Origin of the sequence: Marinobacterium sp. BA1 (genome assembly GCF_041155135.1) — a bacterium.
Classification (GTDB): Bacteria; Pseudomonadota; Gammaproteobacteria; order Pseudomonadales; family Balneatricaceae; genus Marinobacterium; species Marinobacterium iners.
The window spans coordinates 2800298-2825440 of the sequence record NZ_BAAFHC010000001.1 but is presented as its reverse complement, the minus strand read 5'-3'; the positions used below and the strand labels follow the sequence as shown (position 1 = coordinate 2825440).

Sequence of the window (25143 nt, the reverse complement as noted above, 5' to 3'; positions counted from 1 at the left end):
AGCTGAACATGACCTCATCCTCTATGACCGATATTGTGATCAGTGGCGCCGGCATGGTGGGCGCCGCACTGGCCTGTGCGCTGGCACCTTCAGGTGTCAGGATTCAGCTGCTTGAGCAGCGTCCCGGATCGTTGCAGCAGTGGTTGGCAGAAGCCGACGCTGCCATGACTCCGGGCAGGCATGACGCCCGCGTCAGTGCTCTCAATCTGGCATCTGTTCAACTGCTGACCTCTTTGTCCGCCTGGAGCGGTGTGCAGGCAAGGCGTGCCGCAGCCTATACCGATATGGAGGTTTGGGATGGCGAGGGCAGTGGCCGTATCCATTTCAGTGCCGATGCCCTGCATGAAAACTGCCTGGGCTATATTGTTGAGAACAGTGTGATATTGGCGGCGCTGCATGAGCAGCTCAATCGGTTTGATAATGTGGAATTGATCAGCGATGTATCCCTGAGGCAGTTGTCGGCTCCTGATACCGATGGTCACCGCGAGCTGGTGTTGAGTAATGGTCGTCGCATTGAGACTCGGTTGCTGGTAGGGGCTGATGGAGCGGAATCCCTGACGCGACAGTTGTCAGGCATTGGTGCCACTGAGTGGGACTATGGTCATCACGCCATTGTCACCACTGTTCACACCGAACAGTCACACGCGGATACCTGCTGGCAGCGCTTTACCGAAGATGGCCCGCTGGCACTGCTGCCGCTGGCCGCGAAGAATGATCGTACCCTGTCAATTGTCTGGTCGACTTCACCCGAGCATGCTGCCAGCTTGATGGCGTTGGATGAAGCTGACTTCTGCACCGCCCTTGGGCGCGCTTTTGAGCACCGTCTGGGGCGCATCGAGGGCTGTGACGAACGCCGCTCGATTGTGCTGCGCCAGCGCCACGCACACCGCTATGCCGAGACGGGACTTGCACTGGTGGGTGATGCCGCCCATACCATCCACCCCTTGGCCGGGCAGGGCGTAAATCTCGGTTTTATGGATGCCGCCGCGTTGGCTGAAGTGCTGCTGGCAGCCAAGGCGCGAGGTGAAAGCTGGACCGATGAAGCAGTGTTGCGCCGCTTCCAGCGTCAGCGTCGTAGCGCCAATCTGACCATGGCTGCTGCCATGGAAGGGTTTCGTCGCCTGTTTGCACCCCGGCCGCCGGTTGTGCGTCTGTTACGCAGCTGTGGCATGAATCTAACCGACCGGTTGGAGCCGCTTAAGCAACACTTGGTGCTGCAGGCGATGGGGCTTTCGGGTGAGCGACCGGCGCTGGCGCGGCGTCCAACTATTTGACGGGCGGTTAAAGATTGAACTGCGGCGTAAATGCCGATACATTGTCTTCCCTTTTTTTGTGTTAACCGGTTGCGACGTGGCTGTTGAAGCTGCAAATTCCGAACACTGCTGCAGATGAGTTTGCCGATGGGACATAAGACCGCACTCTACGAACAACATCATGCGCTGGGCGCCAAGCTGGTTGATTTCAGTGGTTGGGACATGCCACTGCATTACGGATCCCAGGTTGAAGAACATCATAAGGTACGTCAGAGCGCAGGCATGTTCGATGTGTCCCACATGACAGTGGTGGATGTGTCCGGAGCTCAGGCACGCAGTTACCTGCGCCACCTGCTGGCGAACGATGTGGCACTGTTGCGGCAGAAGGGCAAGGCGCTTTACAGCGGCATGTTGAACGAAAAGGGCGGCGTGATCGATGATCTGATCGTCTATTTGATGACCGAACCGGATTCATCCGGTGAATGGTATCGGGTAGTGGTCAACTGTGGTACCCGTGACAAGGATCTGCTCTGGATGGCTGATCAGGCCGTGCGCTTTGACGTTACGCTGACCGAGCAGCCCGACCTGGCCATGATTGCTGTACAGGGCCCGAAAGCGCGTCAGCGTGTGGAACAGGTGGTAAGCGAGTCTCGTGCCCGCCTGATTTCCGAGCTGAAGCCCTTTGTGGGCCAGGAATCGGAAGGCTGGTTTATTGCGCGTACCGGCTATACTGGTGAGGACGGTCTGGAAATCATGCTGCCCGAAGAAGAGGCGGCGGACTTCTGGCAGCACTTGCTGGACGCGGGTGTCGCTCCTTGTGGTCTGGGCGCTCGTGATACCCTGCGACTGGAAGCGGGCATGAACCTGTACGGCTCCGATATGGATGAAAGTGTATCACCACTGGCCGCTGGTATGGGCTGGACCATCGCTTGGAATCCATCAGAACGTGACTTTGTCGGTCGAGCAGCGCTGGAAGCACAGAAGGCTGCCGGGGTTGCCGAACGCCAGGTAGGCCTGGTCCTGACTGAACGTGGGGTGCTGCGCTCCCACCAGAAAGTGGTGGTCGATGGGCTGGGTGAAGGTGAAATTACCAGCGGCAGTTTCTCACCGACCCTGGGACACTCCATTGCGCTGGCGCGGGTGCCGGCAGGTATCGGCAGTGACGCCGAAGTCGAAATGCGTGGCAAGCGTGTGCGCGTGCAGGTGGTGAAACCGCCGTTCGTACGCCATGGTGAAAAAGTTTTTTCCTGAATCCTGAACAAGACCGATAGGAAGCCCAGATGAGCAACATCCCCAATGAACTGAAATATGTCGCCAGCCACGAGTGGATCCGCGAAGAGGGTGAAGGTGTCGTGACCATCGGTATTACCGAGCACGCTCAGGACCTGCTGGGTGATGTGGTGTTTGTCGAATTGCCGGATGTGGGTGATGAAGTTTCAGCCGGGGATGATGCCGGTGTGGTGGAATCCGTCAAGGCCGCTTCCGATGTCTATGCTCCTCTCAGTGGTGAGGTCGTGGAAATCAATGAAGCACTTGAAGATTCTCCAGAACTGGTCAACTCTGATCCCTATGGTGATGGCTGGTTCTTCAAACTCAAGCTGACGGACCCGGCAGAGCTCGATGATCTGCTGGATGCCGACGGATACGCAGCGCACTGCGAGTCCGAAAGCTGAACCCGGCCGTTGGGCCTGCATAATTCCACTGTCCCGGCTCAGGCCGGGACAGTCATTTCAGAGCATGTGAATACGATGAATCTCAGACCCCTCCAGCTTCAGAACAATGCAGACCGCCGCCTTAGGGCTGGCCATCTCTGGATCTACAGCAACGAAGTGGACAACCAGGCCACACCGCTGAAGGCTTTCGAGCCCGGTGAGCAGGTGGTGGTACAGGATGCCCGTGGCAAAGCGCTGGGTATTGCCTCGGTAAACCCCAATACACTGATCTGTGGCCGAATGCTGAGCCGGGATCTGCGTTATCCGCTGGATCGCTCGCTGCTGGTACATCGCTTCAAGGTGGCCCAGTCACTGCGTGAAATGTGCTTTGATCAGCCCTGCTACCGGTTGATCTTTGGCGATGCCGATCTTTTGCCCGGGCTGGTGGTGGACCGTTTCTACGACATCTTTGTGGTGCAGATTTCCAGTGCCGGCATGGAACAGCTGCAGCAGGAGATCGTGGATGCGCTTAACAAAGTGTTCCAGCCGCAGGCGATTGTGTTCCGCAATGACGGCAAGATGCGTGCAACCGAAGGCTTGGAGACCTATGTCGAAGTGGTGCAGGGCGAAGTGCCGGAGCTTGCCCCGCTGATGGAAAACGGGGTGAACCTGCTGGCGCCGATTCTGACTGGACAGAAGACTGGCTGGTTTTATGACCACCGTGAGAACCGGGCGCGCATGCAGACGCTGGTCAAGGGCAAGCGGGTGCTGGATCTGTTCAGTTACGTTGGCGGCTGGGGGGCGCAGGCACTGGCCGCCGGCGCCTCCGAAGTAGTGTGTGTGGATGCTTCGGTGACGGCGCTGGAAGTGGCAGCCGAAAATGCGCGCATCAATGAGGGTGAAACCCGCTTCAGGGGCCTGCAGGGCGATGCCTTTGACCTGTGCAAGGCACTGGTCGCCGACAAGGAGCGCTTTGATGTAGTGATTGTGGACCCGCCGGCCTTTATCGCCCGGCGCAAGGATATCCGCAACGGCGAGCGTGCCTATGCCCGTATCAATAATCTGGCCATGCGGCTGCTGGAAAAGGACGGCACACTGATATCCGCGTCCTGTTCCATGCATCTGGAAAAGAGCCGTCTGGTAGATATTCTGCGCGCGAACAGCCGCGAGCTGGATCGTAACGGCCAGATCTTCGCGCAGGGCAGCCAGGGCTCGGATCACCCGATCCATCCGGCCATTCCCGAAACCGAATACCTGAAAGCCTACTTTATGCGCGTGCTGCCTTCAGGTTAAACAGGTCTAAAGTCAGAGGAGAGCGCAATGCAGTATCAAATGCTGGGACAGTCCGAGCTGAATGTCAGCCGTATCGCACTGGGGACCATGACCTTCGGGCGTCAGAACAGTGAGGCAGAAGCGTTCGAACAGCTCGATTATGCCTTGGCTCAGGGCGTGAACCTGATCGATGCCGCCGAGATGTATCCGGTGCCCACCGCTGCAGAGTTTCAGGGGCGTACGGAGCAGTATATCGGCAATTGGATGCGACAACGCGGTTGTCGGGATCAGGTCGTACTGGCCACCAAGGCAGCCGGTCCTGACGAGATGGTTAGCTATTTGCGTCCTGATCTGCACCATGACGAGGCCAATCTGCGTGCGGCAATCGAAGGCAGCCTTACCCGTTTGCAAACGGATTATATCGACCTGTATCAGCTGCACTGGCCCGATCGCAAGACCAACTTCTTTGGCCAGCTGGGCTATCAGCATGACCCTTCAGCCGATGGCACGCCATTGGCTGAAACATTGCGTGTACTGGGGGACCTGGTAAGCGAGGGCAAGGTCCGCTACATCGGTCTGTCCAACGAAACCCCCTGGGGTACCATGAAGTGCCTTCAGCTGGCCGAGCAGCTGGGTCTGCCTCGGATCATCTCGGTACAGAATCCCTACAGCCTGCTCAATCGCACGACCGAGGTAGGGCTTGCCGAGGTGCTGCTGCGTGAAAAGGTGGGTCTGTTGGCCTACTCACCGCTGGGATTTGGCGTGCTCAGCGGCAAATACGCAGGAGGGGCTCGCCCTGAGGGATCGCGTCTGGCGCTGTTTCCCGAGTACAAGCGCTATATTACCGAGCAGGGACTTGCGGCCACTGATGCTTATTTGGCGCTGGCGGCCGAGCAGGGCATGGACCCGGCACAAATGGCGCTGGCCTATGTGAACAGCAGGCCTTTCCTGGGCAGTAATATCATTGGCGCGACTCGCATGACCCAGCTGCGCAGTAACCTCGCGTCCCTGCAGCTGACCCTGACTTCCGACCTGTTGGCAGAGATTGAAGCGATCCATCAACGCTACCCCAACCCCTGTCCCTGACTATAATCAAGACAGAAGCAGGCAACGATCTGAGATAATAGCTGCAAAAGACGACCGGTGACCCAAGGAGAGTCAATATGATTCATCAGCAACGCGTAGAGGATTTGATGCAGCCTGTACCCCATCCGCTGCACGTGGAGATGACGCTGGCCGAGGCGGTGGATCTGATACTGCAGTCTGGCCAGAGCGGTTTGCCCGTGGTTGATGATGAGCATCGGGTGTGTGGCTTTGTGTCCGAGCATGATTGTGTCGGTTATCTAATCAGTGGCAGTTACCACTGTGATAGCCGGATTCAGGTGCGCGATATCATGTTCAGCGAGCCGCTGTGTGCCAGCCCCGGAGAGAACATTATTGATCAGGTGCAGAAAATGGGCGGTGATAAACCCAAAACCTGGCCGGTCGTGGGCAAGGACGGTCGGCTGGCGGGGGTGATTAGCCGTCGTTCCATCATGCGTGCGCTTAATGCCAGCATGAAAGCCTGCCGCACGCGCCTCTGATGGGGAATGGCCGCGCCGAAACAGAGTCACCCCGGCGCAGCCATCGATATCACTCCATCAACTGCAGGATCGGCCAGCCACGTGCCTCTGCCGTTGTGCGCAGGCGTTCATCCGGGTTGGTAGCTACCGGGTTGTCCACTACTTCCAGCAGTGGCAGGTCGTTATTGGAGTCGCTGTAGAACCAGCTGTCTTTCAGGCTGTGGCCGGTCTGTTTCAGCCACTGCTGGAGGCGTGTCACCTTGCCACCCTGGAAGCACGGCGTACCGGCGACCTTACCGGTGAAACGGCCGTTGATCATCTCTGGATCGGTGGCCAGCAGATCATCGACACCCAGCCGTTGGGCAATGGGTGCCGTTACGAAGCGGTTGGTTGCAGTGATGATCAGCAGAAAGTCGCCCTGTTCTCGGTGCTGTTGCAGCAATGCTTCCGCTTTGGGCAGGATGATCGGCTCGATGCACTCATGCATGAATTCTGCGTGCCATCTGTCCAGTTGTTCCGGTGAGTGCTGGGCCAGTGGATTCAGCGCAAAATTCAGAAACTGGTGGATATCCATCTCGCCGCGCAGGTACTCTTCATAGAAGCGGTCATTGGCAGCGCGGTATTCCGTTTCGTCTACCACGCCCTTGCGGCACAAAAATTCGCCCCAGGCATGGTCGCTGTCGCCGCCGATCAGGGTATGGTCCAGATCAAAAATCGCCAGGCTCACGGCTAACTCCCTCAGTGTCGGTTGCCGGCGGAGCCGGCTGAAAATAAAGCGCAAGCATAGACGGGCCTGGAGGTACGTGCAATTGCCGAGAAGCGGTGGCTATTTGCCAAATCACGGATCTGTGGAACAATAAAACTAAAACGTATATTGATCGGGATCAGAATTGTGATTGATACAGATGGATTCAGGCCCAATGTCGGAATCATTCTGGTTAATTCGCAGGGTCAGGTTCTTTGGGCAAGACGCATCGGGCAGAACGCCTGGCAGTTCCCGCAGGGGGGCATACAGTCGAACGAAACGCCGGAGCAGGCAATGTATCGTGAACTGAGCGAAGAGATCGGTTTGTCGCCCCATGATGTTGAAATCATGGCGGTGACGAGAGGCTGGCTGCGCTACCGTTTGCCCAAACGCATGATCAGGCGCCACTCACACCCTGTGTGTGTAGGCCAGAAGCAGAAATGGTTCCTGTTGCGGATGCTCAGTGAAGACAGTGCCGTGCGGATCGACCATACCGACTCTCCCGAGTTTGATGGCTGGGAGTGGGTCAGTTATTGGTACCCTCTGGGGCAGGTGGTGTCCTTCAAGCGCGAGGTGTATCGGAAAGCGATGAAGGAGTTGTCACCGCGGTTGGCACGTTTATAGGCCGTGGTCTGATGCAGAGATAGGAGCGCTCCATGAGCATGTTGAGTGTACTGCGCAAAATCGTACAGGAAGTCAGTACTGCCCCGGACCTGGAGTCTGTGCTGGACCTGATTGTGCGCCGTATTCAGCGTGCCATGCGGACGGAGGTGTGCTCTATTTTTTTGCTGGACTCAGTGCAGCAGCGCTATGTACTGCGAGCAACCCAGGGGCTGAATCAGGAAGCGGTCGGCAAGGTCAGCCTGTCCATGACAGAGGGTATCGTGGGGCTTGTGGGACAGCGAGCCGAGCCGATCAACCTGGAAGATGCCTTCAGTCACCCGGCGTTTCACTACCTCCAGTCAACCGGAGAAGAGCGCTTTCATGCCTTCCTGGGGGTGCCGATCATCCATCACCGCAGTGTACTGGGGGTACTGGTCGTACAGCAGCATGATCTGCGCCGCTTTGATGAAAGTGAAGAGGCTTTTCTGGTAACGGTGTCGGCCCAGTTGGCGGGGGTTATCGCCCATGCAGAGGCGACCGGTTCAATCAACTCGGAGCAGCACCCCCAGGCCGAGGCGAAGGCGGTGCATGATCGTCGCTTCGATGGTGTGGCTGCCGCGTCGGGAGTGGCGATTGGAACTGTGGTCGTGGCAACCATCGACGCCGAGCTGGAAACCGTTCCAGACAAGACTCCACACGATGTCGAGCAGGAGCTGCACAGTCTGGAGATGGCGATGGAAGCGGTACGGGATGATATCCGCACCGCGGGACGCAGTCTGGCACAGCGGCTGAAGTCCGAAGAACAGGCGCTGTTTGACGTTTACCTGCGGATGCTGGATGACCCGGCGCTCAAGACTGAAATTGAGGCGCACATTCGTGCCGGCAACTGGGTTCAGGGCGCGCTGCGCGAAGTTATCCTTGGCCATGTGAAGCAGTTCAACGCCATGGAAGACGCCTACCTGCGTGAGCGGGCTACCGATGTGCGCGACCTTGGCCGGCGCATTCTCAGCTATCTGCAGGAAAGTGCTGGCCCGATGGAGGTGGATTATCCCGATGACAGTATCCTGATCGCAGATGAACTGTCGCCGGCGATGCTGGGCATGGTGCCGGAGAACAAGCTGGTCGGACTGGTATCGGTGACCGGCTCGGGCAATTCCCATGCAGCGATCATGGCACGCTCAATCGGCATACCCACCGTGATGGGGGTGGTCGACCTGCCCTTTACCCGCCTTGAAGGGCGCAAGGTGATAGTGGACGGTTACTCCGGTCGCATCTATGTGAACCCTTCGGAGCAGTTGCTGGAAGCCTTCCGTGAAGTGATGCGTGAAGAGCGGCTGGTGGCAGCCGGGCTGGAAGGTCTCCGGGACCTGCCGGCTGAAACAACGGACGGTTATCGCATGCCGCTGTGGGTCAACACCGGGCTGGTGGCGGATGTGACCCGCTCACTGGAGCGTGGTGCCGAAGGGATCGGTCTGTATCGTACTGAAATTCCCTTCATGATCCGTGATTTCTTCCCCAGCGAACAGGAGCAGCTGCAGAGTTATCGCAGTCAGATGGAAGCGTTTGCACCACGGCCCGTGACCATGCGAACACTGGATATCGGCGGCGACAAGGCGCTGCCCTACTTCCCGATCGAGGAAGACAATCCCTTCCTGGGCTGGCGCGGTATCCGAGTAACCCTGGACCACCCCGAAATATTTCTGGTACAGGTGCGGGCCATGTTGCGCGCCTCCGAGGGGCTCAACAATCTGCGCATCATGCTGCCGATGGTGACCAGTGTGCACGAAGTCGAAGAGGCGATGCGCCAGATCGACCGTGCGTTGGCCGAGCTGCAGGATGAAGGTTACGCGGTTGAGCGCCCGATGGTCGGCGTGATGGTAGAGGTTCCGGCCGCGGTGTACCAGGTGCGCCGCTTTGCACGCATAGTCGATTTCATCTCAGTGGGGTCCAACGATTTGACCCAGTACCTGCTGGCGGTGGACCGCAACAACCCGCGCGTGGCCGGCTTGTATGCACCCTATCATCCCGCTGTATTGCGCGCGTTGCAGTACATTGCCCGTGAAACCCGCAAGGAGGGCAAGCCGGTTTCCATTTGTGGCGAGATGGCAGCTGACCCCGGCGGAGCTCTGCTGTTGATGGCGATGGGGTATGAAGTGCTGTCAATGAACTCCAACAACCTTCCACGGGTCAAGTCCGCCATTCGTGGTGTAAGCCTGGCCAGAGCGCAGTCACTGCTCAGCCAAGTGCTGCGCATGGATGATGCCGAAGAGATCCACCGGTATTTGCGTCGTACCCTCAAGCATCTCGGCCTGGGGCAGCTGACCCGGCCACGCCTTCCCAATCAACAGGAACCAGCAGAGGACGATCCAGACTGTAGCGGCGCAGACTGAGTGCGCGGCCATCCCGGTCGTATCCCTCCTCCAAAAACAGCATGCGGCCGCTGCGGTGCTGCAGCAAAAGAGTGCTGGCGCGGGTACCATAATCCGGCGAACGGATGAAGCAGGATGACAGCAGCCGTTCCCGTTCCAGCCGGATACCGGTATCCGGCAGTGCCTCATCACTGGGGCGATGCTCATCGTGCAGCAATCGCAGTAGCTGGGTTTCGCTCAGCTCACGGTTATCCATGGCGCGTGCCAGGGTTGCCCTGGCACGCAGTGCCTTTGGCCAGGGTGTATCCAACAGCGCGTTGCTTAATGCATGGATGCCGGGCATGACCGGCTGACACAGACCGTTGACGTTGCTGTAATGCCAAAGTCCCTTGCCATCGGCCAGCAGCAGGTTGAAGCCGGCACGTGCGGCTGTAAGGCTTTGGCAGAAATCCTGTGCCGATTGCTGAGAGAGAATGAACTCTGTAACCAGCGTCCCGCGGCTGGGGGCTTCCTCGGGTGGCTGGCGCCGTGCATCGCGGTGATTGGTAACCAGTGCAAAGCGATTGTTGTTCCCCAGTGCCATCCAGCTGCCGCCTGCCTGCAGATCCCGACCGCCCAAAATGGGCAGGTCTGGCCAGGGGGCGACGGGTGCGGTGGGGCGCGCATGAAATTCATCACGGTTGGCAACCAGCAGCAGCGGCCATTCCGGATCGGCATTAACGGCAATAGTGAGCAGACACACATCCCCTCCGGTTTCATCTGTGGGCAACAGTCACTAATATAATCGACTTTTTCGTACCAGGATTGAAACCATGTTAACAACTTTGGCGCTGTATCTGTTGCTGGGTGCGCTGGCTGGTGTCGTTGCCGGCCTGTTTGGAATCGGTGGCGGTCTGCTGATCGTGCCGGTGCTGATCGTTACCTTTGAGCTGCAGGGAATATCCGCTGCTGTACTGACCCATATGGCGGTGGCAACCTCGCTGGCAACCATCGTAGTCACGTCGATCAGCTCTGTTCGGGCGCATCACGGGCGTCGGGCGGTGCGCTGGGAACTGTTCCGGCCGCTGGGGGCGGGTATTCTGTTTGGCGCTCTGCTCGGCGTGAATACGGCAGTACAACTGCCCGGCCCGGTATTGCAGCTGACCATCGGCATTTTTGTGCTGTTGGTAGCCATCCAGATGGCCCTGAATCTCAAGCCTTCTACAGGTGATGCGCAGCCATCAAGACCTGAGCTTGGGGTAGCAGGAGCCGGGATCGGCTGGGCGTCTGCGATTTTCGGTATCGGTGGCGGTACCCTGACGGTGCCCTATCTGAACTGGCGTCGGATCGATATGCAGCAGGCAGTTGCGACTTCAGCGGCCTGTGGTCTTCCAATCGCACTGATGGGGGCCGGCACCAATATCTGGCTCGGCTGGGGTGAACAGCAGCTGCCAGCGTGGAGTCTGGGGTATGTTTACCTGCCGGCGTTTGCCGGTATTGTCGTGGCCAGCTATCTGACGGCGCCGATCGGTGCGCGGCTGGCACACAGTCTGCCTCAGGCGAAGCTGAAAAAGGTTTTTGCCCTGTTTTTGCTCGCGGTATCGCTGCGTTTTATTCTCGGTAATCTCTGGTGAGGCTTTATGTGGATTCATAATATCAACCCGCTGGCGCTGGAGCTGGGCCCGCTGCAAATTCACTGGTATGGACTGATGTATCTGATCGGTTTTGGCGGTGCCTGGTGGTTGGGCAATAGGCGCGCCCGTCAACCATGTTCAGGCTGGACCGAGCAGCAGGTGTCGGATCTGGTATTCTGGGGCGCGGTCGGCGTGATCGTCGGTGGGCGTGCAGGCTACGTCCTGTTCTACAATTTTGACTATTTTCTGCAGGACCCGCTCTGGCTGTTCGCCGTGTGGGAGGGGGGCATGTCTTTCCACGGGGGCTTGCTGGGCGTGCTCGCAGTGGCATGGCTGTTTGCCAGGCGACAAGGGAAAACCTTCTTCGAAATCGGGGATTTCATTGCGCCACTGGTGCCGATCGGGCTCGGTGCCGGCCGGTTGGGCAACTTTATCGGCGGGGAGGTCTGGGGACGGCCAACGGATCAGTCTTGGGGCGTCATCTTCCCCCGTGCCGGTGACATGCTGGCACGACACCCGTCACAGCTGTATCAGATGCTGTTGGAGGGTGTTGTCCTGTTTGTATTGCTGTGGTGGTTTTCATCCCGTCCTCGCCCACGCATGGCAGTGTCGGGCCTGTTTTTGATGGCGTATGGCAGTTTCCGCTTTCTGGTTGAATTTGTGCGTGAGCCGGACGGGCATCTCGGCTTTATCGCGTTTGACTGGCTGACCATGGGGCAGTTGTTGTCGCTGCCAATGCTGCTGCTGGGAGGGTTGCTGATGCTGCTGGCTTACCGCCGCAAAACATAGATCGATCTGGTCTACACAACCCAAACGCCCTAGAATGAAGTCCATTTGTTTTTGGAGCGGGGCGCATATGCAGCAGTATCTGGATCTGATGCGTGAGATCAAGGAGCAGGGCACCGACAAGGGCGATCGCACCGGTACAGGTACACGTTCCCTGTTCGGGCGCCAGATGCGGTTTGATCTGAGTGAAGGTTTTCCACTGTTGACCACTAAAAAGGTGCACCTGAAGTCGGTGATCTACGAGTTGCTCTGGTTTCTCTCAGGCAGCACCGACAACACCTGGCTGCAGCAGCGCGGGGTTAGTATCTGGAATGAATGGGCGCTGGAAAACGGTGAGCTGGGGCCGGTCTACGGCAAGCAGTGGCGTTCATGGGCCTGTCCGGATGGGTCCAGTATCGACCAGATCGCCACTGTTGTTGAACAGATCAAGCGCACCCCCAACTCACGCCGCCTGATCGTCAGTGGCTGGAACCCGGCGGATCTGCCGGATGAGTCGCTCAGCCCGCAAGAGAATGCCCGGCACGGCAAGGCAGCTCTCCCTCCCTGCCATACTCTGTTCCAGTTTTATGTGGCAAACGGTCGGCTGAGTTGCCAGCTGTATCAGCGCAGTGCCGATTTCTTTCTGGGGGTGCCATTCAATATAGCCTCCTATGCGCTACTGACCCACATGATCGCACAGCAATGTGATCTTGAGGTGGGGGAGTTCGTACATACCTTTGGCGATCTGCACCTGTATGCAAATCATCTGAGTGATCCGGCCATTGTGGACGAACAGTTGTCGCGTACGCCCAAGCGCTTGCCTCAGCTGCAGATAAAGCGCCGACCGGCGGATATCTTCAGCTATGAATACGATGATTTCGAGGTGATCGGCTATGCGCCTGATCCTGCCATTCGAGCCCCTATCGCTGTCTGAATCCGAGGAGATCTCATGCGTCTGGCGATGATTGCTGCCCAGTCTCAAAACCGAGTAATTGGTAATAACAATAAGCTGCCCTGGTATCTGCCGGAGGATCTGAAGTACTTCAAGCGGGTGACTTTGGGTAAGCCGATCATCATGGGGCGCAAAACCTTCGAGTCGATTGGTCGACCGCTGCCGGGACGCACCAATATCATCATCACGCGAAATCCGGACTGGACTCATTATGGTGCAGGGGTCCGGGTTGTCCACAGTCTGCAACAGGCGATTGAGCTGGCAGAGAGCCTGGCACTCGTCAATGGCTTTGAGGAGTCGCTGGTCATTGGTGGTGCCGAGATATATGCACTTGCCCTGCCGCAGGCTGATCGCCTTTATTTGACTCAGGTTCATGCCGAGGTGCAGGGTGATGCGCATTTTCCGCCGCTCGACCCCGCGCAGTGGCGAGAGATGGCACGGGAAGACTTCAGTGCCATTGAACCCAATCCTTATGATTACAGTTTTATCGTGCTGGATCGTGCTGGAGGCAAGACTGCATGATGCTGGATAACCTGTTGCGGGTTCTGGCTGACGGTGCATTCCATTCCGGCAGTGAACTTGGTCGTACCTTGGGCATCAGTCGCAGTGCTGTCTGGAAGCACATGCAGCGACTGCAGGAGCTGGGTGTTGAGGTGTATAGCGTGAAGGGACGGGGATATCGTATTCCCGGAGGCCTGGATCTGCTGGATGAAGCTGACCTGCAGCAGCAGCTGCCGCAATCTGTGCGAGACCGGCTTGGGCAGTTGGTGCTGACGGTGGAAACGGATTCAACCAATACGCGTGCACTGGATGCCATGCAGGCGGGGCTCACGGCTGGGCTGTTCGCTTCCGAGTATCAGCACTCGGGACGGGGGCGGCGTGGGCGGCAATGGGTCAGCCCGCTGGGCTCAAGTCTTTGTTTCTCTCTGGCCTGGCGCTTTAACAGTGGTGCTGCCGCCCTTGAGGGGCTCAGTCTTGCTGTCGGGTTGGCACTGCAGCAGGCGTTGACACAGGAGGGGCTAGTGAATATCGGTCTCAAGTGGCCCAATGATCTGCTGGTGAATGATGCCAAGTTGGGTGGAATTCTGATTGAACTCAGTGGCGATGCGGCGGGTGAATGTCAGGTGGCTATTGGTATAGGTCTCAATGTCCAATTGCCTGAAGCAATGGTTGAGCAGCTGGATCAACCCTGTGTGGACCTGACTCAGCTGGGATATTCCGGTTCAAAAACACAGCTGCTTGCGACTGTGGTGAGTGAGCTGATCCACATGCTGGAGCGCTTTGAAACCAGTGGCTTTGCGCCACTGCGTTCCGCCTGGGAGGAGGCCAACGCCTTTCGTGGGCGCGAGGTGGCGCTGACCTCAGGGCCACGCCGGTATGAAGGGGTCTGTTTGGGGGTGACTGATCAAGGTGGGTTGCGGCTGCAAACGAGTACCGGACAGGAAGTGTTCCACGGTGGCGAAATGAGCGTGCGACTGCAATGATACTTGAGGTCGATGCGGGTAATACGTTCATCAAATGGCGCTACAGGCAGGGGAATGGCGCTGCAGCGGCAAGCGGGCGCTGGCTGACGCGCGACTTCAGTGCTGCGAGTCTGGCTGACTGCCCTGAGGTGCCGCAACAGGTGCTGGCAGGCTCGGTTGCCGGTGTCGCTTTCGAGCAGGCGTTGTCTGCATCAGTTGCAGCGGTTTGGGGTGTGCCGGTGCGATTTGCGCGAACGGCTACAGCGGCTGCCGGTGTGCGTAACAGTTATGCTGATCCGGCCAGAATGGGGGTTGATCGCTGGTTGGTGATGTTGGCAGCCTGGCAGCGTTGCGGGCAGGCCTGCTGCATCATTGATTGTGGCAGTGCAATTACAATCGATCTGCTCGGTGCCGAAGGTGAACATCTCGGCGGCTATATACTACCGGGCCTGCGCTTGATGCGTCAGGTGTTGACCGGCTCTACGGCCGGCATACTGGTCGATCGTGACATCGAGGTGTTCAGTCTTGAACCGGGTTGTGATACCAGCAGTGCTGTGGCTCATGGAACAAATCTGATGTTCAGCTCGCTGGCACAAATGCTGCCGCGTTGGCTGGAACAGCAGCAGACAGGTGCGCCCTTGCTGGTGACCGGGGGTGATGGTGCTCTGTTTTGCGAACTTATGGGTATGGGAGAACTTGTGCCTGATCTGGTCCTTGATGGACTGCGTTGGGCGCTGGAGTAAGGCATGCTGCGTTGGTTGTTGCTGATTCTGCTGTTATGCAATGCGCTGCTTTTTTTGTGGTACGCGCAGCGTGAGCAGACGGCAACTGCCAGCAGTGCCTTCAGTCAGGATCAGGTAACCCGGTTGCGGCTGTTGCATGAGTTGTCCGGAGGGGAGGTTGTACGCCCGCTTCAGCTCGAATGTTATCAGGTGGGCGTTTTTGCAACGGAGAATGAAGCTGGGCAGGCCGCCCAACTGCTGGCGCCGATCGCAATGGCCGTTGCACAGTTCCCCGCTCCGGAAGAGGTGGCGGGTTATCAGCTGGCGGTTGAGATTCCATCACAGGCTCAGGCGCAACGTGAGTTGCTTGACCGGCTGGCGATTGCGGGGTGGGTACCGCAAACCCGTCAGGGGCGCTTCCTGCTGGGGCCGTTCACCGGTGATCGTGCCCGTGCAGAAGCAGCGGTTGAGCAGCGTGCGCTGAAGGAAGGCTTGGGACTTAACAGTGAATTGCAGCCGGTCATGCAGCCAGGTACGGGTGTTCTGCTTGAAGTTGAGGTGTCAGCGGGAACGGAAATTGGCCTTGCCCCCAGGCAGTTGTTACTGCGAGGATGGCCGGGTATAAAAATTGAAAAAAAATTATGTTCTGGGCTTGCACAGTCCCAGTCGGATCAGTAAGATACGCACCACTTCGAGAGACAAGGCCGGTATAGCTCAGTTGGTAGAGCAACTGACTTGTAATCAGTAGGTCCGGGGTTCGACTCCTCGTGCCGGCACCATCTCGACGAAGTGTTTGAAAGGCTGGTGGGGTTCCCGAGTGGCCAAAGGGATCAGACTGTAAATCTGACGCGCGAGCTTCGGTGGTTCGAATCCACCTCCCACCACCATCTCCGTTCAAGCGGGTATGGTATAGTGGCTATTACCTCAGCCTTCCAAGCTGAAGAGGCGGGTTCGATTCCCGCTACCCGCTCCAACGAAGATATACCGAATATGCTCATGTAGCTCAGGGGTAGAGCACACCCTTGGTAAGGGTGAGGTCGGCGGTTCAAATCCGCCCATGAGCTCCAGTTTTGTCGCAAAGGGTAGATATAGAGATATGTCTACCCTTTGTTGTATTTGCGTCCTTGAAACGACTTGATCAGGTTGACTCGCGATGGCTAAGCAATCATTTGAACGTAACAAGCCGCACGTTAACGTAGGTACTATCGGCCACGTTGACCACGGCAAAACGACACTGACCGCTGCACTGACTCGCGTCTGTGCAGAAGTATGGGGCGGCGCAGCCGTTGCCTTCGACGGTATCGACAATGCACCGGAAGAGCGTGAGCGTGGTATCACCATCTCTACTTCACACGTAGAGTATGAATCACCGACTCGCCACTACGCGCACGTAGACTGCCCGGGACACGCTGACTACGTTAAGAACATGATCACCGGTGCTGCCCAGATGGACGGCGCGATCCTGGTATGTTCTGCTGCTGACGGCCCCATGCCGCAGACCCGTGAGCACATCCTGCTGTCACGTCAGGTAGGTGTACCTTACATCGTCGTGTTCCTGAACAAAGCGGACATGGTAGACGATGAAGAGCTGCTGGAACTGGTAGAGATGGAAGTTCGCGAACTTCTGGATCAGTACGACTTCCCGGGCGACGACACTCCGATCGTTGTTGGTTCTGCGCTGATGGCGCTGAACGGTGAAGACGACAACGGCTTCGGCACCTCTGCTGTTAAGAAGCTGGTTGAGACTCTGGACGAGTACATTCCTGAGCCTGAGCGTGCAATTGACCTGCCGTTCCTGATGCCGATCGAGGACGTATTCTCCATCTCCGGTCGTGGTACCGTAGTAACCGGTCGTATCGAGCGTGGCATCCTGAACGTGGGTGACGAAGTGGAAATCGTGGGTATCCGCGACACCACCAAGACCACCTGTACTGGTGTTGAGATGTTCCGCAAGCTGCTGGATCAGGGTCGTGCTGGTGAGAACGTTGGTGCGCTGCTGCGTGGTACCAAGCGTGACGACGTTGAGCGTGGTCAGGTACTGTGCAAGCCGGGCTCAATCAAGCCGCATACTCAGTTCGAAGGCGAAGTGTACGTGCTGAGCAAGGAAGAAGGCGGTCGTCATACTCCGTTCTTCAAGGGCTATCGTCCGCAGTTCTACTTCCGTACTACTGACATCACTGGCGCGTGTGAACTGCCGGAAGGTGTTGAAATGGTAATGCCGGGTGACAACGTTCAGATGTCCGTTACCCTGATCAATCCGATCGCGATGGAAGAAGGCCTGCGCTTCGCTATCCGTGAAGGTGGTCGTACTGTTGGCGCAGGTGTGGTAGCCAAGATTATCGAATAAAATTCGGTAATTACCTGTTGCACCTGTGTGGGGAGGTGCATATAATGTGCCTCCCTGTTACGCAACAGGCCAGTAGCTCAACTGGCAGAGCAGCGGTCTCCAAAACCGCAGGTTGGGGGTTCGAGTCCCTCCTGGCCTGCCATTCCTAATCGGGAATGGCGTCACACAAAGCGCAAGCTTTCATTTTTCCGAGGCCCTGGCGTGAACTCTAAAGTGACTTCCGAAGGATCTAAACTCGACGGCCTGAAGTGGCTAGTCGTTGTAGCATTGGTTGCAGCTGGTGTGGTAGGGAACTCCATGTTCGCTGGCGAGTCACTGCTGTACCGTGTTTTGGCGCTGTTGGCGCTGGCGGTGATTGCAGGGCTGGTTGCACTGCAGACCGCGAAAGGAAAGGCATTCTTCAGGCTGTTCAAAGAAGCCAAGAATGAGATTCGCAGGGTTGTCTGGCCGACGCGCCAGGAAACGCTGCAGACAACTGCAATTGTAGTGATTGCTGTACTGTTGGTCGGGCTGGCGCTCTGGGGGCTTGATTCCCTGTTGGGTTGGCTGGTGTCCGGCGCCATCGGATAAGAGGTGTGAGCATGGACATGGACAAGAAGCGCTGGTATGTCGTGCATGCCTACTCCGGCTACGAAAAGCGCGTCATGAATGCACTGAAAGAACGGATTGAACTGCATGGCATGCAGGATCTGTTCGGCGAAGTGCTGGTTCCCACCGAAGAGGTGGTTGAGATTCGTGACGGCAAAAAGCGTAAGTCCGAGCGCAAGTTTTACCCCGGTTACGTGCTGGTGCAGATGGCCATGAATGATGAAACCTGGCATCTGGTGAAGAATACTCCCCGCGTAATGGGTTTTATTGGTGGTACGGCTGATAAGCCTGCACCGATTACTGAAAAAGAGGCTCAGGAAATTCTGCAGCGTGTTGAAAGCGGTGCAGACAAGCCAAGGCCCAAGACTGTATTTGAACCCGGTGAGATGGTGCGTGTCATCGATGGTCCTTTTGCTGACTTCAACGGCGTGGTCGAAGAGGTCAACTACGAGAAGAACCGTTTGCAGGTGGCTGTTCTCATCTTCGGGCGCTCGACACCGGTTGAGCTTGAATTTACTCAGGTCGAAAAGGCCTGAGATTCTGGTAACGAAGCCGCCATCAGGCGGTTTTCGTTGTTGTGGAAATGGGGAGCCTTCAGGGCGTTTGAACCCAAAGGAGTAGCTTAATGGCTAAGAAAATCAACGCTTATATCAAGCTGCAGGTAAAAGCAGGTCAGGCTAACCCGAGTCCTCCAGTAGGTCCGGCTCTGGGTCAGCACGGTGTTAACATCATGGAGTTCTGTAAGGCGTTCAACGCCCAGACTCAGGGTATCGAGCCTGGTCTGCCGACTCCGGTTGTTATTACTGTATACAGCGACCGCAGCTTTACGTTCATCACCAAGACTCCGCCGGCTGCCATTCTGTTGAAGAAGGCTGCAGGTCTGAAGAGTGGTTCTGCGCGTCCGAACACTGAAAAAGTGGGTACTGTTACCCGCGCTCAGCTGGAAGAGATTGCAACCACCAAGATGCCTGATCTGACCGCGGCTGACATGGATGCGGCTGTCCGCACCATCGCCGGAAGCGCGCGCTCCATGGGCCTTGTTGTAGAGGGTGATGAATAATGGCTAAGCTGACAAAGCGCCAGAAGGCGATTCGTGAAAAAATCGAGAGCGGCAAGCTGTACGCAGTAACAGATGCTGTATCTCTGCTGGGCGAAGTTTCCGCTGTCAAGTTCACCGAGTCTGTCGACGTTGCGGTGAACCTGGGTGTTGATCCGCGTAAATCTGATCAGGTTGTACGTGGCTCCAGCGTACTGCCGAACGGTACCGGCAAGGATGTTCGTGTTGCGGTTTTCGCGCAGGGCGAGAATGCCGAGAAGGCAAAAGCAGCTGGTGCAGACATCGTTGGTTTCGATGATCTGGCTGAGCAGGTAAAAGCCGGTAACCTGGATTTTGACGTTGTGATCGCGACTCCGGACGCTATGCGCGTTGTTGGTCAGTTGGGTCAGATTCTGGGTCCGCGCGGTCTGATGCCGAACCCGAAGGTTGGTACTGTAACTCCCGACGTGGCGACTGCCGTTAACAACGCCAAAGCTGGTCAGGTGCGCTTCCGTACTGACAAGAACGGTATCATTCACTGTTCAGTTGGCAAGCTGGGCTTCGAAGCTCAGGCTATCCAGCAGAACGTTGAAGCATTGTTGGCTGAACTGAAGAAGCTGAAGCCTTCTTCCGCCAAGGGTGTTTACGTCAAGAAAGTGACCCTGTCCACTACCATGGGCCCGGGTCTGGCGATCGATCAGTCCTCTCTGAGCTTCTGATCGACGTAAAGGTTTTTTGAGGGTCTTCGTGACCTGTAATACAGAGACGAAGGCCGTCAAAGACCGCAGGTGATGTCGTCACTTCGGTTGCGGCATCTTAATGGAAACACCAGCCTGCGCAGACGGTGCGATTCACATGAATCAAAACCACCGTACTCAGAAGCCCCGCAGGGGGTGGTTGGTAAACAGTCGCAAGACTATATCCAGGAGTAAATCGTGGCATTAGGACTCGAAGACAAAAAAGCGATCGTCGCTGAAGTCCAGGAAGCTGCCAAGTCTGCTCTGTCTGCAGTTGTAGCCGATTCACGCGGTGTAACTGTAGAAGACATGACTGCTCTGCGTAAAGAAGCCCGTGCAAACGGCGTATGGCTGAAAGTCGTACGTAATACACTGGCTCGTCGCGCAGTAGATGGCACTGACTACGCATGTCTGCAGGACAGCTTTGTAGGTCCGACCATTATCGCCTTCTCCACCGAGCACCCGGGTGCCGGTGCGCGTATCCTCAAGGATTTCGCGAAAAAGAACGAGAAGTTCGAGCTGAAAACAGCCGCCTTCGAAGGTGAACTGGTCGATATCACAATGCTGGCAAGCCTGCCGACTTACGACGAAGCAATCGCCAAGCTGATGAGCGTCTTGAAAGAAGCTTCAGCCGGCAAGCTGGTTCGTACCATTGCGGCCATTCGCGACCAGAAAGAGCAGGAAGCTGCCTGAGATTCGTTCTCGGCTGTTTCTTGAAAGTTTTAACGAGCTATTGCTCTACCCAATTATCAGGATTTGAATCATGTCTCTGACTCACGAAGATATTATCAACGCAATCTCTGAAATGTCTGTTAAGGACGTTGTTACTCTGATCGAAGCCATGGAAGAGAAGTTCGGCGTAACTGCCGCTGCTGCTGTTATGGCTGGTCCGGCTGGTGATGCCGGCGCTGCTGCTGAAGAGCAGACTGAATTCAACGTTGTTCTGGCTGCTGCCGGCGACAAGAAAGTAAACGTCATCAAGGCTGTCCGTGGCGCTACCGGCCTGGGCCTGAAAGAAGCCAAAGAGCTGGTTGACGGCGCTCCGTCTACCATCAAAGAAGGCGTTTCCAAAGATGAAGCTGAAGAGCTGAAAAAGGCTCTGGAAGAAGCTGGCGCGACTGTTGAGCTCAAGTAATCGCGTTGATGCGCAAAAAGCGGCTTAAAACTGCTTGAAAGCGTATGGCTGGTGGCGAAACGCCACCGGCCTTTTTCCGTTATTTATAGACAGCAAATAAATAATGGCTACACAGCCCGATCGCAGGCATGCGACGGACTGGCTTCTCAACCTGGGTGCAGATGCTGGGGAACACTGATGGCTTATTCATATACTGAGAAGAAACGCATTCGCAAGAATTTCGCCAAGTTGCGACAGGTTATGGATGTGCCATACCTGCTGGCGATTCAGCTCGACTCTTATCGTCGCTTCCTGCAGGATGGCAACGCAAGCGATGGACGTCGTGACGAAGGCTTGCACGCTGCGTTCAATTCCGTATTTCCAATTGTCTCTTACTCTGGCAACGCAGCCCTCGAGTACGCCGGTTACCGTCTGGGCGAACCCGTATTCGACGTGAAAGAGTGTCAGCAGCGTGGTATCACCTACGCAGCGCCTCTGCGCGTCAAAGTGCGCCTGATCATCTATGATCGCGACTCTTCTACGAAGGCGGTCAAGGATATCAAGGAGCAGGAAGTTTACATGGGCGAAATGCCCCTGATGACCGAGAACGGTACCTTTGTTGTTAATGGTACCGAGCGTGTCATCGTATCTCAGCTGCACCGCTCTCCGGGTGTGTTCTTTGACCACGACAAGGGTAAGACACACTCTTCAGGCAAACTGCTCTATTCTGCCCGCATCATTCCTTACCGTGGCTCATGGCTCGACTTCGAGTTCGATCCGAAGGACAGTCTGTTCGTGCGTATCGACCGTCGCCGCAAGTTGCCGGCGACCATTCTGCTGCGTGCGTTGGGTCTTGAAGCGGAAGAAATTCTCGAAACCTTCTTTGAAACCACCGGCTGGACCCTCGAGCAGGATGCCATCTGGATGGACCTGATCCCGGAGCGTCTGCGTGGCGAGACCATGTCGTTCGAGATCAAGGACCCTGAAGGCAGCGTGATTGTTGAAGCGGGTCGCCGTATTACCCCGCGTCACATCCGCCAGATGGCCAAGGCAGGCATGCAGCAGCTGAACGTGCCGGCCGAATACCTGATCGGCAAGGCATTGGCGCGCAACCTGGTCGATCCGAGTACCGGTGAACTGGTTGCCAACTGCAACGCCGAGATCACCGAAGAACTGATCGGTAAGATGCAGGTGCTGGGTATTGATCGCATCGAGACACTGTACACCAACGACCTGGATTGTGGTCCGTTCGTGTCTGACACTCTGCGTATCGACCCGACTCGCAGTCAGCTGGAAGCGCTGGTTGAAATCTATCGCATGATGCGTCCCGGCGAGCCGCCTACCAAGGAATCGGCTGAAGGTCTGTTCGAGAACCTGTTCTTCTCTGAAGAGCGCTATGACCTGTCCGGCGTTGGTCGCATGAAGTTCAACCGTCGACTGGGCCGTGAAGAAGTAACCGGTTCCGGTGTGCTCGACAAGAGCGACATTCTGGACGTCATGAAGACCTTGATCGAGATTCGCAACGGTCGTGGCACCGTAGATGACATCGATCACCTGGGCAACCGTCGTATCCGTTCCGTCGGTGAAATGGCCGAGAACCAGTTCCGTGTAGGTTTGGTGCGTGTTGAGCGCGCCGTACGTGAGCGCCTCTCAATGGCCGAATCCGACAACCTGATGCCGCAGGATCTGATCAACGCCAAGCCAGTGGCCGCCGCGATCAAGGAATTCTTTGGCTCCAGCCAGTTGTCGCAGTTCATGGACCAGAACAACCCGCTGTCGGAAATCACCCACAAGCGTCGTGTTTCCGCACTGGGCCCGGGTGGTTTGACCCGCGAACGTGCCGGCTTCGAAGTCCGTGACGTGCATCCGACCCACTACGGTCGCGTATGTCCGATCGAGACCCCTGAAGGTCCGAACATCGGTCTGATCAACTCGCTGGCCGTTTTTGCCCGCACCAACGACTACGGCTTCCTTGAAACGCCGTACCGTCGTGTGCTGGACGGTCAGGTAACCGACGAAATCGATTACCTGTCGGCGATTGAAGAAAACAAGTACGTTATCGCCCAGGCTTCAGCGGCCATGGATGATAACGGTCGTCTGACTGACGATCTGGTGGCAGTGCGTCACCTCAACGAATTTACCGTAATGCCGCCAGAACGTATCCAGTACATGGATGTGTCTCCGCGTCAGGTGGTATCCGTTGCAGCGGCACTGATTCCGTTCCTGGAACACGATGACGCCAACCGAGCGCTCATGGGCTCCAACATGCAGCGTCAGGCCGTGCCGACTCTCCGTGCCGAGAAGCCGCTGGTCGGTACCGGTATTGAGCGTAACGTGGCGCAGGACTCCGGTGTCTGCGTGGTTGCGCGTCGCGGTGGTGTGATCGAGTCGGTCGATGCTGCTCGCGTTGTGGTACGTGTACATGACGATGAAGTTCAGGCGGGCGATGCCGGTGTGGATATCTACAACCTCACCAAGTATGTTCGTTCCAACCAAAACACCTGCATCAACCAGCGCTCCATCGTCCGTCCGGGCGAAGTGGTACAGCGTGGCGATATCATGGCTGACGGCCCGTCCGTTGACCTGGGTGAGTTGGCACTGGGCCAGAACATGCGCATCGCGTTCATGCCCTGGAACGGTTACAACTTCGAGGACTCCATTCTCATCTCCGAGCGTGTGGTACAGGAAGATCGCTTTACCACCATCCACATTCAGGAACTGACCTGTGTGGCGCGTGATACCAAGCTGGGGCCGGAAGAGATTACCTCCGATATTCCTAACGTGGGCGAATCTGCACTCTCCAAACTGGATGAGGCCGGCATTGTTCACATCGGTGCTGAAGTGGGCCCGGGCGACATTCTGGTAGGCAAGGTAACGCCGAAAGGCGAAACCCAGTTGACGCCGGAAGAAAAACTGCTGCGTGCGATCTTCGGTGAAAAGGCGTCCGATGTTAAGGATACCTCCTTGCGCGTCAAGACCGGTACCATCGGCAAGGTTATCGATGTTCAGGTATTCACCCGTGACGGCGTGCAGAAGGATGAGCGTTCACTCTCGATCGAAAAATCAGAGCTGGATGGCATTCGCAAGGATTTGAACGAAGAGTTCCGTATCGTCGAGCAGGCAACCTTCGAACGTCTGCAGCGTAAGCTGGTCGGTCTGTCCGCTGAAGGCGGTGCAGGTCTGAAGAAAGGCGAAGAGATCAGCGAAGAGTTCCTGTCCGGACTGAAAAAGTCCGAATGGTTCAAGATTCGTGTGGCTGATGAGTCGGTAGCAGAAGAACTGGAGCTGGCACGCAAGCACCTGGAAGAGCGTCGCGAGAACCTGGACAAGCGTTTTGAAGACAAGAAACGCAAACTGCAGACCGGCGATGATCTGGCACCGGGCGTACTCAAGATCGTCAAGGTATACGTTGCTACCAAGCGCCGCGTACAGCCGGGTGACAAAATGGCGGGTCGTCACGGTAACAAGGGTGTTATCTCGGTTATCATGCCGGTTGAAGACATGCCGTACGATGCCAATGGTGAACCGGTCGATATCGTGCTCAACCCGCTGGGCGTACCGTCACGTATGAACGTGGGTCAGATTCTGGAAACGCACTTCGGTGCTGCTGCCAAGGGTCTGGGTCGCAAGATCAACGGTATCCTGGAACAGGAGCAGGCCAAGGCCGAGAAGGTCAAGGCGCTGCGTACCTTCCTGGGACAGATCTACAATGATGATCACGGCGGTTTGACCGCGGGCCGTCAGGAAGAGCTGGACAGCTTCAGCGATGCTGAAATCCTGGAGCTGGCTGCTAACCTGAAGGGCGGTGTACCGCTGGCAACGCCGGTATTTGATGGCGCCAAGGAAAGCGAAATCAAGGCACTGCTGCGTCTGGCTGATATGGATGACAGCGGTCAGGTACGTCTGTATGACGGCCGCACCGGCGACCTGTTTGACCGTCCGGTAACCGTTGGCTACATGTACATGCTGAAGTTGAACCACTTGGTTGACGATAAGATGCATGCCCGTTCCACCGGCTCCTACAGCCTCGTTACTCAGCAGCCGCTGGGTGGTAAGGCACAGTTCGGTGGTCAGCGCTTCGGTGAGATGGAGGTCTGGGCGCTGGAAGCCTATGGTGCCGCCTACACCCTGCAGGAGATGCTGACCGTGAAGTCGGACGATGTGAACGGTCGTACCAAGATGTACAAGAACATCGTCGATGGCGATCACCGTATGGAACCGGGTATGCCCGAATCGTTCAACGTGTTGATCAAGGAAATCCGTTCTCTCGGCATCGATATCGAGCTTGAGAGCGAGTAAGACCTGAATGATCACCAGGCCGGGATCCGCGGGTCCCGGCGCAGAGAACTC

25 protein-coding genes and 5 tRNA genes are annotated in these 25143 nt (G+C 56.9%); 28 read left to right on the top strand and 2 right to left on the bottom strand.

Annotated elements, in window-relative coordinates; genetic code table 11:
- The first annotated feature begins 8 nt into the window (after positions 1 to 8).
- The 6 genes from ACAM29_RS13740 to ACAM29_RS13715 all read left to right on the top strand — a co-directional run bounded on the left by ACAM29_RS13740 (position 9) and on the right by ACAM29_RS13715 (position 5760).
- A complete protein-coding gene (locus ACAM29_RS13740) occupies positions 9 to 1274 on the top strand; it encodes a UbiH/UbiF/VisC/COQ6 family ubiquinone biosynthesis hydroxylase (protein ID WP_369624452.1) in 1266 nt (421 codons plus the stop codon).
- 126 nt (positions 1275 to 1400) lie between these two features.
- Positions 1401 to 2504 (top strand): glycine cleavage system aminomethyltransferase GcvT, encoded by a 1104-nt coding sequence (gcvT, locus tag ACAM29_RS13735; RefSeq protein WP_369624451.1) that lies wholly within the window; start codon positions 1401 to 1403, stop codon positions 2502 to 2504.
- Between the two features lie 29 nt (positions 2505 to 2533).
- A complete protein-coding gene (gcvH, locus tag ACAM29_RS13730; RefSeq protein WP_091826348.1) occupies positions 2534 to 2926 on the top strand; it encodes a glycine cleavage system protein GcvH in 393 nt (130 codons plus the stop codon).
- A gap of 75 nt (positions 2927 to 3001) precedes the next feature.
- A complete protein-coding gene (locus ACAM29_RS13725) occupies positions 3002 to 4198 on the top strand; it encodes a class I SAM-dependent rRNA methyltransferase (protein ID WP_369624450.1) in 1197 nt (398 codons plus the stop codon).
- Between the two features lie 27 nt (positions 4199 to 4225).
- Entirely contained in the window at positions 4226 to 5263 is a 1038-nt protein-coding gene (locus tag ACAM29_RS13720) for an NADP(H)-dependent aldo-keto reductase (protein WP_369624449.1), read from the top strand.
- Positions 5264 to 5340: 77 nt separating this feature from the next.
- Positions 5341 to 5760 (top strand): CBS domain-containing protein, encoded by a 420-nt coding sequence (locus ACAM29_RS13715; protein ID WP_369624448.1) that lies wholly within the window; start codon positions 5341 to 5343, stop codon positions 5758 to 5760.
- Positions 5761 to 5809: 49 nt separating this feature from the next.
- Here ACAM29_RS13715 and ACAM29_RS13710 read toward each other — a convergent pair whose 3' ends face one another.
- Positions 5810 to 6466 carry an HAD family phosphatase gene (locus ACAM29_RS13710; protein WP_206838211.1) on the bottom strand — a complete coding sequence of 219 codons (657 nt, stop codon included), beginning with the start codon at positions 6464 to 6466 and terminating at the stop codon, positions 5810 to 5812.
- A gap of 165 nt (positions 6467 to 6631) precedes the next feature.
- Here ACAM29_RS13710 and ACAM29_RS13705 point away from each other — a divergent pair, with 165 nt between their 5' ends.
- Positions 6632 to 7108: an RNA pyrophosphohydrolase gene (locus tag ACAM29_RS13705; RefSeq protein WP_091826354.1), complete on the top strand. Its 477-nt coding sequence runs from the start codon at positions 6632 to 6634 to the stop codon at positions 7106 to 7108.
- A gap of 38 nt (positions 7109 to 7146) precedes the next feature.
- Positions 7147 to 9477: a phosphoenolpyruvate--protein phosphotransferase gene (gene ptsP, locus ACAM29_RS13700; RefSeq protein WP_206841819.1), complete on the top strand. Its 2331-nt coding sequence runs from the start codon at positions 7147 to 7149 to the stop codon at positions 9475 to 9477.
- Here the strand turns inward: ptsP and ACAM29_RS13695 are convergent.
- A complete protein-coding gene (locus ACAM29_RS13695; protein ID WP_369624447.1) occupies positions 9383 to 10198 on the bottom strand; it encodes an NRDE family protein in 816 nt (271 codons plus the stop codon). The genes ptsP and ACAM29_RS13695 overlap by 95 nt on opposite strands.
- 70 nt (positions 10199 to 10268) lie before the next feature.
- Here ACAM29_RS13695 and ACAM29_RS13690 point away from each other — a divergent pair, with 70 nt between their 5' ends.
- The 20 genes from ACAM29_RS13690 (at position 10269) to rpoB (ending at position 25092) form a co-directional block, all read left to right on the top strand.
- Positions 10269 to 11069 carry a sulfite exporter TauE/SafE family protein gene (locus ACAM29_RS13690; protein WP_354409562.1) on the top strand — a complete coding sequence of 267 codons (801 nt, stop codon included), beginning with the start codon at positions 10269 to 10271 and terminating at the stop codon, positions 11067 to 11069.
- 6 nt (positions 11070 to 11075) lie between these two features.
- Positions 11076 to 11858, top strand: a complete 783-nt coding sequence (gene lgt / locus ACAM29_RS13685) for a prolipoprotein diacylglyceryl transferase (protein ID WP_369624446.1) — start codon at positions 11076 to 11078, stop codon at positions 11856 to 11858.
- A gap of 67 nt (positions 11859 to 11925) precedes the next feature.
- Complete coding sequence (locus ACAM29_RS13680) at positions 11926 to 12768, top strand: thymidylate synthase (protein ID WP_091826361.1); 843 nt, start codon at positions 11926 to 11928, stop codon at positions 12766 to 12768.
- Positions 12769 to 12783: 15 nt separating this feature from the next.
- On the top strand, positions 12784 to 13308 hold the full coding sequence (locus ACAM29_RS13675) for a dihydrofolate reductase (protein ID WP_369624445.1): 525 nt from the start codon (positions 12784 to 12786) through the stop codon (positions 13306 to 13308).
- Entirely contained in the window at positions 13305 to 14270 is a 966-nt protein-coding gene (gene birA / locus ACAM29_RS13670) for a bifunctional biotin--[acetyl-CoA-carboxylase] ligase/biotin operon repressor BirA (protein ID WP_369624444.1), read from the top strand. Before ACAM29_RS13675 ends, birA begins: the two co-directional genes overlap by 4 nt.
- Positions 14267 to 14992 (top strand): type III pantothenate kinase, encoded by a 726-nt coding sequence (locus ACAM29_RS13665; protein ID WP_206838245.1) that lies wholly within the window; start codon positions 14267 to 14269, stop codon positions 14990 to 14992. The genes birA and ACAM29_RS13665 overlap by 4 nt, the downstream gene beginning before the upstream one ends.
- A gap of 3 nt (positions 14993 to 14995) precedes the next feature.
- Positions 14996 to 15649: a hypothetical protein gene (locus tag ACAM29_RS13660; RefSeq protein ID WP_369624443.1), complete on the top strand. Its 654-nt coding sequence runs from the start codon at positions 14996 to 14998 to the stop codon at positions 15647 to 15649.
- 25 nt (positions 15650 to 15674) lie between these two features.
- Positions 15675 to 15750: transfer RNA gene (locus ACAM29_RS13655), tRNA-Thr, on the top strand.
- 24 nt (positions 15751 to 15774) lie between these two features.
- Positions 15775 to 15858: transfer RNA gene (locus ACAM29_RS13650), tRNA-Tyr, on the top strand.
- An 11-nt stretch (positions 15859 to 15869) separates the two neighbouring features.
- A tRNA-Gly gene (locus ACAM29_RS13645) sits at positions 15870 to 15944 on the top strand.
- A 19-nt stretch (positions 15945 to 15963) separates the two neighbouring features.
- Positions 15964 to 16038: transfer RNA gene (locus ACAM29_RS13640), tRNA-Thr, on the top strand.
- An 86-nt stretch (positions 16039 to 16124) separates the two neighbouring features.
- Positions 16125 to 17318: an elongation factor Tu gene (gene tuf / locus ACAM29_RS13635; protein ID WP_206838263.1), complete on the top strand. Its 1194-nt coding sequence runs from the start codon at positions 16125 to 16127 to the stop codon at positions 17316 to 17318.
- A gap of 66 nt (positions 17319 to 17384) precedes the next feature.
- Positions 17385 to 17460 (top strand) — tRNA-Trp (locus ACAM29_RS13630).
- 59 nt (positions 17461 to 17519) lie between these two features.
- Entirely contained in the window at positions 17520 to 17888 is a 369-nt protein-coding gene (gene secE / locus ACAM29_RS13625; RefSeq protein WP_139253902.1) for a preprotein translocase subunit SecE, read from the top strand.
- Positions 17889 to 17899: 11 nt separating this feature from the next.
- Positions 17900 to 18442: a transcription termination/antitermination protein NusG gene (gene nusG, locus ACAM29_RS13620; protein ID WP_175527633.1), complete on the top strand. Its 543-nt coding sequence runs from the start codon at positions 17900 to 17902 to the stop codon at positions 18440 to 18442.
- A gap of 89 nt (positions 18443 to 18531) precedes the next feature.
- Positions 18532 to 18966, top strand: coding sequence for a 50S ribosomal protein L11 (rplK, locus tag ACAM29_RS13615; RefSeq protein ID WP_091826371.1), 435 nt, complete (start codon positions 18532 to 18534; stop codon positions 18964 to 18966).
- On the top strand, positions 18966 to 19661 hold the full coding sequence (gene rplA, locus ACAM29_RS13610; protein WP_091826373.1) for a 50S ribosomal protein L1: 696 nt from the start codon (positions 18966 to 18968) through the stop codon (positions 19659 to 19661). The genes rplK and rplA overlap by 1 nt, the downstream gene beginning before the upstream one ends.
- A gap of 216 nt (positions 19662 to 19877) precedes the next feature.
- Positions 19878 to 20372 carry a 50S ribosomal protein L10 gene (gene rplJ / locus ACAM29_RS13605; RefSeq protein WP_091826374.1) on the top strand — a complete coding sequence of 165 codons (495 nt, stop codon included), beginning with the start codon at positions 19878 to 19880 and terminating at the stop codon, positions 20370 to 20372.
- Positions 20373 to 20442: 70 nt separating this feature from the next.
- Positions 20443 to 20814: a 50S ribosomal protein L7/L12 gene (gene rplL / locus ACAM29_RS13600; protein ID WP_091826376.1), complete on the top strand. Its 372-nt coding sequence runs from the start codon at positions 20443 to 20445 to the stop codon at positions 20812 to 20814.
- Between the two features lie 177 nt (positions 20815 to 20991).
- Positions 20992 to 25092 (top strand): DNA-directed RNA polymerase subunit beta, encoded by a 4101-nt coding sequence (gene rpoB, locus ACAM29_RS13595; RefSeq protein ID WP_091826378.1) that lies wholly within the window; start codon positions 20992 to 20994, stop codon positions 25090 to 25092.
- Positions 25093 to 25143: the final 51 nt, after the last annotated feature.